This window comes from Gilvibacter sp. CC01 (assembly GCF_055755295.1).
The window spans coordinates 1,892,537-1,907,868 of the sequence record NZ_CM146909.1; the positions used below are offsets into that span (position 1 = coordinate 1,892,537).

At 45.1% G+C, this 15,332-nt stretch carries 8 protein-coding genes; 3 read left to right on the forward strand and 5 right to left on the reverse strand.

The window, feature by feature from the left end:
- Positions 1-14: 14 nt before the first annotated feature.
- A complete protein-coding gene (locus AC0J2F_RS08990) occupies positions 15-2,909 on the reverse strand; it encodes a TonB-dependent receptor (RefSeq protein WP_473007361.1) in 2,895 nt (964 codons plus the stop codon).
- A gap of 182 nt (positions 2,910-3,091) precedes the next feature.
- Between AC0J2F_RS08990 and AC0J2F_RS08995 the strand changes: the two genes are divergently transcribed.
- Both AC0J2F_RS08995 and AC0J2F_RS09000 read left to right on the forward strand, forming a co-directional pair.
- The gene (locus AC0J2F_RS08995) at positions 3,092-4,435 is read left to right on the forward strand and encodes a deoxyguanosinetriphosphate triphosphohydrolase (RefSeq protein WP_473007362.1); all 1,344 of its coding nucleotides are present in this window, start codon (positions 3,092-3,094) and stop codon (positions 4,433-4,435) included.
- A gap of 83 nt (positions 4,436-4,518) precedes the next feature.
- Positions 4,519-7,326 carry a T9SS type A sorting domain-containing protein gene (locus tag AC0J2F_RS09000; RefSeq protein ID WP_473007363.1) on the forward strand — a complete coding sequence of 936 codons (2,808 nt, stop codon included), beginning with the start codon at positions 4,519-4,521 and terminating at the stop codon, positions 7,324-7,326.
- 59 nt (positions 7,327-7,385) lie between these two features.
- Here the strand turns inward: AC0J2F_RS09000 and AC0J2F_RS09005 are convergent, their stop codons facing one another.
- On the reverse strand, positions 7,386-9,152 hold the full coding sequence (locus AC0J2F_RS09005; RefSeq protein ID WP_473007364.1) for a 1-deoxy-D-xylulose-5-phosphate synthase: 1,767 nt from the start codon (positions 9,150-9,152) through the stop codon (positions 7,386-7,388).
- Positions 9,153-9,220: 68 nt separating this feature from the next.
- On the opposite strand from AC0J2F_RS09005, the gene AC0J2F_RS09010 reads away from it, so the two are divergent.
- The gene (locus AC0J2F_RS09010) at positions 9,221-9,670 is read left to right on the forward strand and encodes a nucleoside deaminase (RefSeq protein ID WP_473007365.1); all 450 of its coding nucleotides are present in this window, start codon (positions 9,221-9,223) and stop codon (positions 9,668-9,670) included.
- Here AC0J2F_RS09010 and AC0J2F_RS09015 read toward each other — a convergent pair whose 3' ends face one another.
- From AC0J2F_RS09015 to AC0J2F_RS09025, 3 genes are all read right to left on the reverse strand, one after another.
- Positions 9,671-9,919 carry a hypothetical protein gene (locus AC0J2F_RS09015; protein WP_473007366.1) on the reverse strand — a complete coding sequence of 83 codons (249 nt, stop codon included), beginning with the start codon at positions 9,917-9,919 and terminating at the stop codon, positions 9,671-9,673. It abuts the gene before it with no gap.
- A 9-nt stretch (positions 9,920-9,928) separates the two neighbouring features.
- A complete protein-coding gene (gene aspS / locus AC0J2F_RS09020) occupies positions 9,929-11,683 on the reverse strand; it encodes an aspartate--tRNA ligase (RefSeq protein WP_473007367.1) in 1,755 nt (584 codons plus the stop codon).
- 120 nt (positions 11,684-11,803) lie between these two features.
- Complete coding sequence (locus AC0J2F_RS09025) at positions 11,804-15,331, reverse strand: efflux RND transporter permease subunit (protein WP_473007368.1); 3,528 nt, start codon at positions 15,329-15,331, stop codon at positions 11,804-11,806.
- Position 15,332: the final 1 nt, after the last annotated feature.

Genomic DNA, 15,332 nt, shown 5'->3' on the forward strand with positions numbered 1-15,332 from the left:
AAGTAAAAAGATTGTTATAGTTTATATTTAAGAGATAGTCCAAAGTTTACACCGCGTTTCCATTCAAAAAGCGTCACGTCTCCGTTGGCATTTACAAGGTCAAACGGTGTTAAAAGTGGGTTATTAGTTCCTGCTCCTTCACGGATCAGGGTTACGTTCGGGTTAAGGATGTTTCCAACGCTCAGATTAGCCTCAAAATGATCTCCGAAAGAGTTTCTCCATACGAAGTTCAGTTGTGGAACAGCTTTTTCTACAATGTTCCCAAGGTCACCACTACCTAATGCGAAGATGCGGTCTGAGAAGTAAGAAAAGGTCAACGTTCCTTTAGGCTTGTATGTTCCAAAGGTTGGTGAGTAGTTAACATCAGCATTCACAATGAATTCAGATGCACCTTGTAATTCAGATTCTGTGCGGTTGCCAAAAGAAGTACCAAAAGTAAATCCATCTGAGGTCTGAACCGCTTTTAAGTCCTGATTAGTATTGTTGTAGGCGAAGTTTCCACCAACACTAAAGAGTGGGTTATCGTCTTCGTCTAATGCTATGTTTTTTCTAAATTCGATTTCTGCTCCGAATACGGTAGCCTCGTCTCCAGTTCTAAAGAAACGCTGGTTACCAGTAGCGTCTGTGGCCACAACGCGGTTTACCGGGTCTTGAATAGACTTGTAAAACACTCCAAAGGCAATCAGTTCGCTACGAGTTGGGAACCATTCGTATTTGAAATCTGCATTGAAGATCTCAGAATAAGAAGCCCCAGTTCCATCAGTTTTACCCAAAAGGTCAGGGTTACCACCTACACGCTGGGTTACTCCTTCGTATACAAAGTTGGCCACCTCTTTGAATTCTGGGAAAGAAGCTGTTTGACTTGCTGCCAAACGTAGGTTCATATCTTCGTTTACTGCGTACTTCAAGTTCAAACTTGGGAACAAAAGGTTCTCTTTTGCAGAACGCTCACCCGTGTCGGTAGGTACAGGGTTAATTACATCGTATACGATAGATTGTTCCCAGTTTTCAATGCGAAGCCCAGGTACGATTAATAGGTCTCCTAATTGGATGTCTGCAGTTAGCAATCCTGCGTGTATGTCCAAATTACCTTTATAAGTGTTCTCGTATGGCTGCGGACGGTTAACCAATCCTAAAATATCATCTAATCCCTGAGGCTGACGCGCCACGTTTAAATTCCATTGTCCGCGTCCTTCAGGAATATCAATATTCACAGCACTGAAAAACGGATCAAAATTGTTTACGTCAGTAACCGGATTGTTCAATTTGTCTAAGATCTCGTATCCGTATCGCCAGTTGTTAAAACGACGCTCTTTGGTACGGCCGTTATAACCCATGGTGATGTTGATGTTGTCATTCACCTTGTAGTTCAGGTTGAAGTAGCTGTTCAGCTCGTCGTCTTCGATACTCTGAAAATAACGCTGATTGTCAAAGGCAATGTTGTCGTAGAAGATCGGGTTGGTATTTGGATCACCATCCAATGTAAACTGATAGTCTTCTAGCGTAATACGCTTTCTGTCTGGTTCATCAGAGAATACTTTGTTAAACCCAAGACCCCAGTCTAATAACCATTTCTTTTCACCGTTCTCGTCAACCGTGTCTCCGAATTTGTGGGTACCGTTAATTTGATTCACAAAGATCATCTCTTGGTTGAACTGAACGTTCATCTGATAGAAACCTCCGTCTCCGTTGTTGGAGAAACCGTCACGGTTAAAACCGTTTCCGCCAATTCCGTAGTAACTTACTTCATCAGAAGAGGTGTTCGAGTAAAGCGAGGTGAATTTAAGTTTGTGTCCTTCTTTATTGTTATAGATAATAGAACCCATTATCGCTGTGTTAGTATCATAATCGTACCACTCAGCTTGAGGGAATCGCACTTTAACGTCGTTTGTGAAATCAATTGCTGGACCTGTCAAATATTCGTAGCTGTTACTAAACACTGCAGTTCCGAAGAAACTTAAACGCTGATTGTCATCGATATTAAAGGAGTAACCACCTTCAATTGACCCTGCGAAAGGAACATTGGTCTCAGCGTCTTGAGGATCAACCCCATGAGACAATACCACTGCAAAAGGGTCGTTGTCGTAGCGGTTGTAGAATCCGAAGTAACTCGGGCCTTCTGAGCGAACAAAATCCTCGCCTATGGCCTGAGAGTTAAATCCGGAGTTGATAGAAACATTAAAGAATCCAGGACCACTGTATTCTTTAGAAACAATGTTTACGTTACCCGCACTAAAGTCTCCAAAGAAATAACTGTTATAAGCTTTAGAAACACCAACACTTTCAATGATTTCCGAAGGAAAAAGATCAAGGTTGATGTTCTTTTTGTTTACATCATTGGACGGCAGTGAAAGTCCGTTCATGGTGGTGTTCTGGTAACGGTCACCTAAACCACGAACAAAGACATCACTACTTCCTTGTTGCTGTGAAATACCCGAGATCTGAGCTACAGCTTCTGCAGCATTGTCTACCCCTTTTCTGGCTAATTCTTGGGCGCCAATACTTTGAATAATAGTAGTTGCTTTCTTTTGTTCGATCAAAAGGGCAACTTCGCTTTCTCTTTTTCTAGTGGTTGTAATTACAACTTGTTCAAGTGCAGCTGCACTAGCTCCCATAGGCACATTCAGCGTTGTGACGCGTCCAGCTTCAACATTTACGTCGAATTCTAGTGTTTCGTATCCAACGTAACTAAACTGAATGGTGTAAGCCCCCGGCTCCAAGTCTGCAAGCTCATAAAGCCCGTCAATATCAGAGGTAGTTCCTTTAGAGGTTCCTTTAATGATAACGTTGGCAAATGGAAGCGGTTCGTTGTTAAAATCTTTATCAGTTAGCTTTCCTACTACTGATCCGGACTGTGCTATTGTGATGGAGGTAATTAGCAGCAGTATTATGGTGGTAATTTGTTTCATTACACTAGTAAAATTTCTTGCGACAAAGAAACCGCTACTTTGTAAAGGTGGTGTTAACCACCTTTTAAATAAGTGCTACAAAAGCGTTAGCCAAATGTTATCCGATTCATCAAAATCGAACTTCTTGTTTACGATAAATTAACCTTGCATTTTGTGTATCTTTCGGAGGTCAAATTTTACCAATGAACTGGGAACAATTACTGTCATTAAAACGTTACGGAGACACCAACAAACGCCTCAGAATTGAGCAAGATCCAACCCGTTTGGGCTTTGAAGTAGATTACGACCGCATCATTTTTTCTGCACCTTTTAGAAGTTTGCAAGACAAGACTCAGGTAATTCCCATGTCCAAGACCGATTTTGTCCACACCCGCTTGACCCATTCGCTTGAAGTTTCTGTGGTTGGGCGTTCCCTTGGGCGTTTGGCCGGAAAGGCGCTTTTAGAGAAATATCCCGCCTTAGAAAAGGTACACGGTTATACATTTAATGACTTCGGAGCCATTGTAGCTGCGGCGGCCTTGGCACACGATATCGGAAATCCGCCTTTTGGGCATTCCGGAGAGAAGGCCATAGGCGAGTTCTTCTCCGTTGGAGATGGGCTTAAGTATAAAAAGGAGCTCACTCCCAAACAGTACCAAGACCTGATCGATTTTGAAGGTAATGCCAACGGCTTTAGAATCATAACCGAAGATTTTCCGGGCCAGGAGGGAGGTCTTAGACTTTCCTATGCCACCTTAGGTGCTTTTATGAAATATCCTAAAGAGTCGCTCCCTAAAAAACCGACCAAACAGATCAGCGATAAAAAGTATGGCGTGTTCCAATCCGATCTTGAGGTCTTTAAAGACGTCGCCCAAACTTTAGGGTTGATCGCGAAAGAGGGCACCGATCTTAGATTTCATCGTCATCCATTGGCCTTTTTGGTAGAAGCTGCCGATGATATCTGTTATACCATTATCGATTTTGAAGACGGTATCAATCTGGGCCTTATCGAAGAAGAAATGGCTTTGGAGCTGCTCATCAATTTGGTAAAAGACAATATTCAGACCACTAAATACGCTGCACTACAGTCTACTTCGCGTCGCTTGGCTTATTTGCGGGCCTTGGCCATAAACACTTTGATCAGCGAAGCTGTTGGGGTGTTCTTGGCCAATGAAGAGGCCATCATGAAAGGCCAATTCCACCACGGGCTCTTAGACAAAAGTCAGTACGAGGCTCAGATTGCAGACATTATCGACATCAGCATTAAAAAAGTGTACCGCAGCGATGAGGTTGTAGGCAAAGAGATCATGGGCTATTCCATTCTCAACACCTTGTTGCAAAAATATACGGCAGCTTTGGTTCGCGATATGAAAGGACAAGGCACCAATTATGACAAACTTTTGCTGAAAGGCCTTAAGGCAGAGCACGACTACGCCAATATGGATCTTTACGAAAGACTGCTCCTGGCGTGTTCTTACGTTGCATCCCTCACAGACGGAAACGCCCACAATCAGTTTAAAAAAATGACCGGAAACGGTTCATTCTAAACTGTTTGACATATGGGCTTCTAATTCTTATCTTTATAAACTGTTTCTGTCAAGAAACAACTGAAAAGCTAAAATCTAAAAAAATGAGAAAGAAACTACTTGTGGTAGGAGCAATAGCCGTAGCCGGTTTGGCTTGGTATGCTACTACAAATGGCTCGTCAGATGGTCAAGAGATCTCACAAGAAATTCAAGAGTTGCGTAAGCAGCATCAAGATTTTCTGTTGAATCACCCGTTTAACGAGACCATGAACCTGGAAAAGCAGGAGCGTCGCGCTCTTGGTTTACCGCCAAACGCTTACAACGAACAAGACTTCCTATACACTATGGATCCGGCTCTTGGATATCCGGTTCCAGAGCGTATGTTCCGCACTTACGATCAATTGGTAGATCAGTTTGGAGCCGATCGTTCTCCTGGTAGCGCCTCAGACAACGCTTGGGAAGAACGCGGACCGTTCAACATCTCTGGACGTGTGCGTATGATCCTTTGGGATCCAAATGACTCAGAAGCTAAGCGTGCCTTTGCTGGTGGAGTTAGCGGAGGTCTTTATGTGAATCAAGATGTTACCAACGGTGCCAGCGACTGGGAACTGGTTTCTGGGGTACCTGGTAATATCGCCGTGTCCTCTATGACCGTAGATCCTACCAACCCTCAGGTAATGTATATCGGTACCGGAGAGCAATACACCCAAGGTGCTGCCAACGGAAACGGTATTTATAAATCAACAGACGGAGGGCAGAACTGGGTACGACTCAATGTACCTCTTGCCGGAGGTGGAGACACTACAGCTGGCGGGAATGATCTGCGTTCCGGACTCTTTTATGTAAATGATATTGTCGCTTGGGAAGACCCAGATGGCGATGTACATATTTATGCAGGCGTAGGTTCTGCCGGATATGTCGGATCCGGAGGTGGAGGTTCGTCCAGCCCGGTGAATATCTTAGGGCTTCAGAATGCCGGACTTTATGAGTCTACCGACAACGGTGCGACTTGGTCTCGTGTTGAGCAATCTGTTTTCGAGTACTCTTATTTTGGAAATACATTTTACGGTATTCCCAATGATTTCGAGGTTGCTGCGGATGGTAAACTATACTTCGGAGGAATTCGTTCTGGCTTTACCAATGCCGGTTTGGGCGGACGTATCTTCGCTACCGCAGATGGCGACACTTGGAGCTTAGAGACTATTCTAACGGCTTCTAACAGAACACAAATTGCAGTTTCTGGTACAGATCCAAATAAAATGTATGCTGTGGCGCAAGGGCTTACAGGGACTACTCCAGTTCGTATCTTCCAAACTACAGATGCCTGGGCTACTTTTACAACCACCAATTTGCCTAACGATGCAGACCTTGGCATTCCAGCCAACGACTACACACGTGGTCAATCGTTCTATGATCTGATGCTAGCTGTTGACCCAACCGACGACGATATCATTTACGTCGGAGGAATCGATATGCATCGTTCTACAGACGGAGGTAACTCTTGGGAGCAGATATCTAAATGGTCTAACAACCCCAACTTGAATACCTTATCTGTACCGTTCGTACATGCCGATATTCACGAAATGGAATTCCGTCCTGGATTCCCTAACGAGTCTTTGACCGGAACCGATGGTGGCACCTATTATGCCAATTCATTGAGCACCGCAGCTGGGAATACCGGAGCTATTTTACCGCGTTTGCGCAACCTGAACGTAACCCAGTTCTACTACGGAACCATCAGTTCAGACGACTCTACAGGTGACGATCTTGCTGGAGGTACCCAAGACAACGGGACTTTGTTTAGAGACAATGCTGCTGCGGGAACAGGAAGCTTTATCGATCGCTTAGGAGGAGACGGAGGATATACCGAGTACGACGATGTGCCAGAATATATCATCACCACTTTCCCAGGAAACTCGCATATCTATATTCGTATTCCGTTTACAGGAGCGGGTTATCAGATCGATAGTGGAGAAGGTGTTTTTATTAATCAAGCGGGACTTGATACGAATCTCGATATCCTTTATTCGAACGGGCAAACCGGAGGAAATGAGCTTATAAAGCGTTATGTGTTGAGTACGACCAGTGCGGTTACCACAAACCTAGATAATGCGCTAATAGACAACTCACCTCCAACTGCTTTTAAGGTTTCTCCATTTACGACAACCTCAACTACTTTGTTCGTGGGAACTGCCACTGGTAAAGTATTGCGTTTGGACGATGCAGATACGACCCCAGTTTGGAATGAGATCACTGGTCCAGGATTTGTAGGTAGTGTTTCAGATATCGAGTTTGGACAGTCAGAAGACGAACTCTTTGTGACCTTCCACAACTACGGCGTGAACAGTGTTTGGTATTCTCCGGATGCGGGAGCTACTTGGGAGAACAAAGAAGGTAATTTACCAGATATTCCTGTGAAGTGTATTCTTCAAAATCCACTGGCGCCTCAAGAGGTGATCATTGGAACAGAATTGGGAATCTGGTCTACAGACGATATCACGGCTGCCAGCCCGGATTGGTTCCCATCAGACAATGGAATGATGGACATTCGCGTATTAGACCTTGACCTTAGAGCATCAGACAATATGATATTGGCCTCTACGCATGGTCGCGGTATGTTTACCAATAAATTCTCAACCTTATCTACTAACGAGTTCACCAGTCCACTAGATGCTGTAGTGGTTTACCCTACGGTTTCTAACGGCTTGTTCAGCTTAGAGAGCAACACAGCCTTAGGCGAAACAAGCTTAACGGTTTACGGTATGGACGGACGTTTGGTAAATCAGAAGAACGTGACGATCAACGCTGGTTCTCCAATAACTATGGATTACCAAGGCTTGTCTTCTGGTATGTACTTCATTAAGGTAGTGTCGCAAGGACAATCAAGCACGAAGCGATTCATTATTCGCTAATTCGTGTCTAAGTATATTTGAAAAAGGAGCCTTTAATGGGCTCCTTTTTTTATGCTTTTTTAGAGGTAATTCGCTATCACGACTTTGATAGAATCACTGTCGTAGCCTGAGGCAGCTTTCAATTCGGGAATACTTCCGTGGTCTGGGAATACCCCTTGCACACCTAGAGATTCAATGGTGATCTTTGCGTTTTTAAATGCGGCATATTCGGTTACTGCGGAGCCAAATCCACCGGCAACCACACCATCTTCTACAGTGATCACAGTTTCGTAATTTTCAAAGACCATATCCAACATATGATGATCCAATGGCGCTAAGAACTGCAGGTCGTAAACACTTACTTGGTGTTTTAGCTGTTTAGTAGCTTTTAGCACATCGGTCAAAACAGTTCCCAAGCTAAGTACGGCCACTTTGCTGCCCGACTGTATGGTTTTCCCTAGTCCGAGATGTATTTTCTTTACGGGCGATCGCCAGTCGATGACCTGTCCGCGCCCACGCGGATAACGTATAGCGATAGGGTTCTTTAAGCCTTGAGTGACGGTATACATGATGTTGCGCAGATCGGCCTCATTGGCCGGGGCATAGATCATAATATTTGGAATACATCGCAGGTAAGCCAAGTCAAAGATCCCGTGATGCGTCGGGCCGTCTTCTCCAACTATACCCGCGCGATCCAAACAAAAGATAACCGGAAGCTTTTGCAAACACACATCGTGTATCACCTGATCATAAGCCCGCTGTAGAAAGGTAGAATAGATGTTGCAAAACACCTTATAGCCTTGAGTTGCCAGACCCGCGGCAAAGGTTACGGCATGCTGTTCTGCAATTCCTACATCGAAAGCTCTTTCCGGAAAGGCTTCCATCATATACTTTAAAGAACTCCCTGTAGGCATAGCGGGTGTAATACCAATGATCTTCGGATCTTCTTTGGCAAGTTCTACCAAGGTATGTCCAAAGACATCTTGAAATTTTGGAGGTAGTTTTTCTGCGGATTTTGGCAAGAGCTCTCCCGTCTTGCGGTCAAATTTTCCCGGAGCGTGATAGGTTACCTGATCGGCCTCGGCTTGTGCCAAACCTTTCCCCTTTTTGGTAATGACATGTAAAAGCTTTGGACCTTTAACGCCTTTGAGTTCCTCAAATGCCTTGATCAAAGCTTCGAAATCATGACCATCGATAGGGCCCTTATAGGTAAAATTAAGGGCTTCGAATATGTTGTCTTGTTCTGGAGTGTTGTTCAGGGTGGCTTTTAGCAAATATTCTTTCAGCGCACCTACAGAAGGGTCTATGCCGATCGCGTTATCGTTTAAGATCACTAAAAGATTAGCATCGGTAACCCCGGCATGGTTCAACCCTTCAAACGCCATTCCGCTGGCTATAGAAGCATCGCCAATGACAACTATATGTTCTCGGCTGAGGTTTCCGGCTAGCTTGCTGCCAATGGCCATTCCCAGTGCCGCAGAGATTCCTGTGCTGCTATGACCAACACCAAAAGTATCATAGAGACTTTCTTCTCGTTTGGGGAAACCGCTTATCCCACCCAGCTGTCTGTTGGTGTGGAAATTATCGCGTCTACCGGTTAAGATTTTGTGTCCGTAGGCCTGGTGTCCAACATCCCAAACCAATTGATCATCCGGAGTATTAAAACAATAGTGTAGGGCAATGGTAAGTTCTACAACCCCCAAGCTTGCCCCAAGGTGTCCGGCCTTAGCTGCTATAACATCTAAAATGAAATCGCGGAGTTCCTCTGCCAATTGTGGCAGTTGTCGTTCCTCTAATTTTCTGAGGTCATTAGGAGAATCTATATGTTGCAGCAGTTTTGCTTCCACAGCTACAAAAATAAGAAAGCTCCCAGAGCTGCTGCTCGGAATTGCGGTGAAATCGTATTTTTGCTCTCATGCCAGCACCTTTTGACGATACATATTTTATGAAGAAGGCCTTACAGGAGGCACAAGAGGCATACCGTCAGGGAGAAATTCCCGTGGGTGCAGTAGTGGTCGCTGGAGGTACAATTATTGCCAGAGCACACAACCTTACCGAAACGCTTACCGATGTAACTGCACATGCAGAGATGCAGGCCATCACAGCCGCCGCCAATTATCTCGGAGGCAAATATCTACACGATTGCACGCTTTATGTAACCTTAGAACCCTGTCAAATGTGTGCTGGGGCATTGTATTGGAGTCAGATCTCCCGAATTGTTTATGGGGCTCGCGATATGGAGCGAGGTTGTATCAACCTAAATACTAAGTTGCATCCCAAGACTAAAATCACTGGAGGTATCTTAGAAGAAGAGGCCGCTAGCTTGATGAAGCAATTCTTTATAGAAAAGCGAAACTTGAATTGATTACTCTTCCTCGTCTCCGTGTTGATAACGACGCATCCGTTTTATATTTTCTTCGCTGAGCATATAGCGCGATAGATCTCTTCCGTTGTAGCGAGAATAAATAAAAAGCGGCATAAGCACAAAGAAGCCCACCACTAATCCGCAGCCAATCAGAAGATCACCAAAACTAGGATCGTCTGTTTTAAAGTAGAAGCCGGTGGCAATGGTCGCCACTACAGTCAATAAGAGTATGCGCTGAAAAAGCACCATCTTCTTTGCTTATTCCGGCAAGTTTAGGGCAAGACAAAGCTCGTCCAGTTGCTCTTGGTCTATAGGTGCAGGAGCATCGATCATTACATCGCGGCCAGAGTTGTTCTTCGGGAAAGCAATGAAATCACGAATGGTCTCTTGTCCACCTAAAATAGAAACCAAACGGTCCAGTCCAAAAGCGATACCTCCGTGTGGGGGCGCACCGTATTCAAAGGCATTCATTAAAAACCCGAATTGAGCCTTGGCCTCCTCTGGAGTGAATCCGAGGTAATCGAACATCATGGCCTGAGTTGCTTTGTCGTGGATTCTGATAGAACCTCCACCGATCTCGTTTCCGTTCAGCACTAAGTCATAGGCATTGGCTTTTACCGCACCCGGATCTGTTTTAAGCAGTTCTATCTGCTCTGGTTTAGGCGAGGTAAAAGGGTGGTGCATGGCGTGGTAGCGCTCGGTGTCCTCATCCCATTCCAAAAGCGGGAAGTCTACCACCCAAAGTGGCGCAAATTCGTCGGCTTTGCGCAATCCAAGGCGCTCTGCCAACTCCATACGCAAGGCACTCATTTGTGCTCTTGTGGTATTGATGTCTCCAGAAAGCACGCAGATCAGGTCTCCGGCCTGGGCTCCTGTTCGTGCTGCCCATGCCGCCAAGTCGTCTTGATCGTAGAACTTATCTACAGACGATTTGAAGCTACCGTCTTCGTTACAGCGCACATAGACCATTCCTTTAGCGCCAATTTGTGGACGCTTTACCCAATCGATCAATTTGTCGATCTCCTTTCTAGTAAATGTATTCGCCCCCGGAACGGCAATACCTACTACCAATTCTGCGGTGTTGAATACGTTAAAATCCTTGTGTTGGGCAATATCGTTGAGCTCGCCGAATTCCATTCCGAAGCGAATGTCTGGCTTGTCGTTTCCGTAGCGTTTCATGGCCTCGTCAAAGGTCATACGTGGAAAATCGCCTACAGTAACTCCATTGATCTCTTTCAGCAGATGACGGGTCAAGCCTTCGAAGGTATTTAGAATGTCCTCTTGGGTTACAAAAGACATTTCACAGTCAATTTGAGTGAACTCCGGTTGGCGGTCTGCGCGCAGGTCCTCATCTCTAAAACACTTCACGATCTGGAAATATTTGTCTAATCCACCTACCATAAGCAATTGCTTAAAGGTCTGCGGAGATTGTGGTAAGGCGTAGAATTGCCCTTCGTTCATACGACTAGGCACTACAAAGTCACGAGCACCTTCTGGAGTCGATTTAATGAGGTAAGGAGTTTCTACCTCAACAAAATCTTGTGCAGAAAGATAAGTGCGAACCGCATTGGTCACCTTGTGGCGAAATACCAAATTATTTTTTACAGGATTTCTGCGGATGTCTAAGTAGCGATACTTCATGCGCAGATCTTCACCGCCATCGGTCTCGTCCTCTATGGTGAATGGAGGCGTTTTAGCCGTGTTCAAGATGGTCATTTCCGCTACCAAGATCTCGATGTCGCCAGTAGGCATGTCTGGGTTCTTGCTTTCTCTTTCGATCACTGTTCCTTTGATCTGTACCACAAACTCGCGGCCCAAGGTTCTGGAGCTTTCCATTAGTGCTGCCGAACTTCGCTCCTGATCAAAGATGAGCTGCGTGATTCCGTAGCGGTCACGTAAATCTGCCCAAACCATGAATCCCTTGTCTCTGATCTTTTGGATCCATCCGGCCAAAACAACTTCTTCTCCAATGTGTTGCGCGCGCAAGTCGCCGCATCTGTGTGATCTGTACATTGCTTAAAATTTTGCGCTGCAAAGTTAAGAAGATTAGCCACAATCTAGCGGCTTAAGGCAACAAAAAAGCCGAACAACACTTCTGCTGTTCGGCTTTATAAAAGTTATTGGGAGAACTCCTTATGCTGCAGGGTCTACAGCTACGGATTCGGCTTCAGATTTTCTTCCACTTCTCCAATTGGCAAGTCTTGTTTTGATGCGGTACACTATATAGAAAAGCAGTGGTACAATGATCAAGGTCAAGAAGGTCGCAATGATAAGGCCATAAATAACAGCCCAAGCCAAAGGTCCCCAGAAGATCACATTATCACCTCCTAAGTAGAAGTTCGCATCGAAATTGGCAAAGAGGTTAAAGAAATCAATGTTCACCCCAATGGCCAAAGGAATAAGTCCTAGTACCGTTGTGATAGCCGTTAAAATCACCGGACGCAAACGCGCGCGGCCTCCTTGAACTATCAGCTCTTGTACTTCTTGCTTAGACAACATTTCATGATCCTCTAGGTCTTTTTCCACCATTTTACGATCTATCAAGAGTTGGGTGTAGTCCAAGAGTACCACCCCGTTGTTCACTACAATTCCCGCTAGGGAGATGATTCCCATCATGGTCATCATGATAACAAAGGAGGCTCCGGTAATTAAGATACCACCAAATACACCTATAAAACTCAAAAAGATAGCGATCATGATGATCGTCGGTTTAGAGATAGAGCTAAACTGGAAGATCAACAACAACATGATCAGTCCCAATCCTGCCAAAAAGGCAAAATTCAAGAAAGCTTGTTGTTTTGCTTGTTCTTCTAGCTGACCGGTAAAGTCGATCTTGATGTTCTTAGGAATCTCTGCCTCTAAGAAGCTCGCGCTCTGCGTTTGGATCTCACCTACCACTGCTCCTGCATCGACAAAGCCTGGCGCTAGGGCAGAGTATACAGTCACTACACGTTTAGAATCCTTGTGCTTAATAGCGCTAAAGGAAGAGGTATTGCGTTGCTGGGCAACAGCAGAAACCGGGATCTCCTTGATTCGGCCAGTGCTTTGATCTCTAAAAGTGATGTTTTGATCAAACAGCGCAGAGGTATTGTAGCGATCGTTCTTGTCAAAACGCACATAGATGTCATAATCTTCCCCATCTTTCTTGTATACACCTGCCTTCTCTCCAAAGAGCGAACGTCTGAGCTGGTTTCCGACCAAGCCTACGGCAACACCTAGTTCTCCTGCTTTTTCACGGTCTACCGCTACTTGCATAGAAGGCTTACCTTTGTTCACATCGATCTTTAGCTCGTCTATACCAGCAATGTTTTTGGTATTGATATAGGTGCGCAGTTTTTCTGCAGCTGCAATAAGCTCTTCATAGTCATTTCCTTCTAGTTCGATGTTGATCGGGTAACCAGCAGGTGGCCCTACAGCATCTTTCTCCACCGAAATGGAAACTCCAGGATAACGTCCTTTAAGTGCCTCTTGTACTTTTTTACGTAATGCTTCGGAGTCTTTATCGCGACGGAACTTATACTCACGCATGGTCGCCGTGATCTTACCGCGGTGTGGCATCTCGGCGCTACTACCTCCATCGGTATTTGGATTACCAGCGCCTTCTCCAACTTGTGAAACCGCAGATTCAACCAGGAAGTTGTAATCGCCGTCTTGGTATTCGCTGGCATTAACCGTTTGGTAGACCACTTTTTCAATGTCTTTGGTAATGGCATTGGTCTTGTCAATGTCGGTACCTTCAGGGTATTCGATATAGACTATGATCTGGTTAGGCGTGTTGTCTGGGAAGAATTCTACCGCAGTACGGCCGCTACCAATAGAGGCTCCGAAGCCCATAAAAGTAACGATCAGCAAAGCAAAGATCCCCACAATGAACACCACAGGTTTTCTGCCGCGAAGTGCCCAAGCTAGGAAATTCTGGTACTTACGCTCTAACCATTTTAAGAAGGTACGCTGAAAACTATTTGCTGCTCCTTTAAGCACATATCTATACACCCAGAACATAGCTGCTGTAAAGATCATAAGGGTTCCAAATCCTTTGATAGGAGGCGCTGTAAAATAGATCAACAGTCCAAGCGGAACCATAATGGCGCTCAAACGGATCAGTTGTTTGCGGCTCAGCTGACGCTCGCCAACTTCCATGAACTTAGACACCAACATGGAGTTGATGAAAATTGCCACGAATAAGGACGATCCTAAAACCACAGAAAGCGTAATCGGGAAGTAGATCATGAATTCTCCCATGATCCCGGGCCAAGTTCCTAGCGGAACAAAAGCTGCCACTGTTGTAGCGGTAGAAATAATGATCGGGAAAGCGATCTCTCCAATACCTTTCTTGGCTGCTTGAATTCTGGACATGCCTTCTTCGTCCATCAGTCGGTATACGTTCTCAACAACTACAATACCGTTGTCAACCAGCATTCCCAAGCCCATAATAAGGGCAAAGAGGATCATGGTATTCATGGTATAGCCTAGGGCCGACAAGATCATAAAGGACATGAACATCGACATTGGGATAGCGAATCCAACGAAAAGCGCGTTCCTAAATCCTAAGAAGAACATCAGTACACCAACCACGAGAATGATACCGAAGATGATGTTGTTCACCAGGTCACTAACTTGATTTACCGTTTTTTCAGATTGGTCATTAGACTTGGAGATGGTTACGTCTTGAGGGATAATGGTTTCCCCTTTCTCAACACGCTCCAGAATGGCATCGACCTGCTCTACAGCAGCGATCATATTTTTACCAGAACGCTTTTTCACATCTAACATAACCACGTTCTCACCAAAATCTCTGGCATAAGTGGTCTTGTCTTCTTCCTTAAAACGAACATCGGCAATGTCGCTCAAGTAAACGGGATTTCCGCCTTCTGATTTTACGACAAAATTGCGCAGCTGCCCCGGGTCATCTATTTCACCAAGTATACGAATGGTGCGTCGTTGTCCACTGGTAACCATATTTCCTGCAGACATGGTCATATTACCATTTCTGATGGAGTTGATCACGTCGTCAAAACTCACTTTGGCAGCCATCATTTTGTAGATGTCCACGCCAACTTCTACTTCTTTGTCTTGAGCTCCACGGATATCTGCTGCTTTGATCTGCTTGATATCCTCTATCTCATCCTGTAGGTATTCTGCATATTCCTTGAGCTTCTCTACAGTGTAATTTCCTTTGAGGTTTACGTTCAAGATCGGCATCTCTTCGGATAAACTCAGGTCAAAGACATTGGGTTCTACCTTGGCGCCGTTAAAGGTTGGCCAGTCTTCATTGGCTACCTCGCTGTCTACCTCGTCCTTGACTTTTTGCTTGGCGAGCTCAACCTCAATATCCTCTTCAAATTCCACAGTTATGATCCCGTAGTCCTCTTGAGAAGTAGAGAGGTATTCTACCACTCCAGAAATGTTCTTGATCTTGTCTTCTAGCGGATCAATGATAAGGCGCTCAATATCTTCTGCGGTATTCCCCGGATAAGGCACAGAGATATAGATCTTAGTTTCGTTCACCTCCGGAAAGTTCTCTCGAGGCATGCTGTTGTAGGCCATTCCTCCTAAGACGAGGAAAATACCAATCATCACATAGATGATGGTTGGGTTATCTATGGCCCAACTGGAGAGTTTAAACTCCTTGTCGACTTGTTTTTTCTTTTTGGCCCCCATC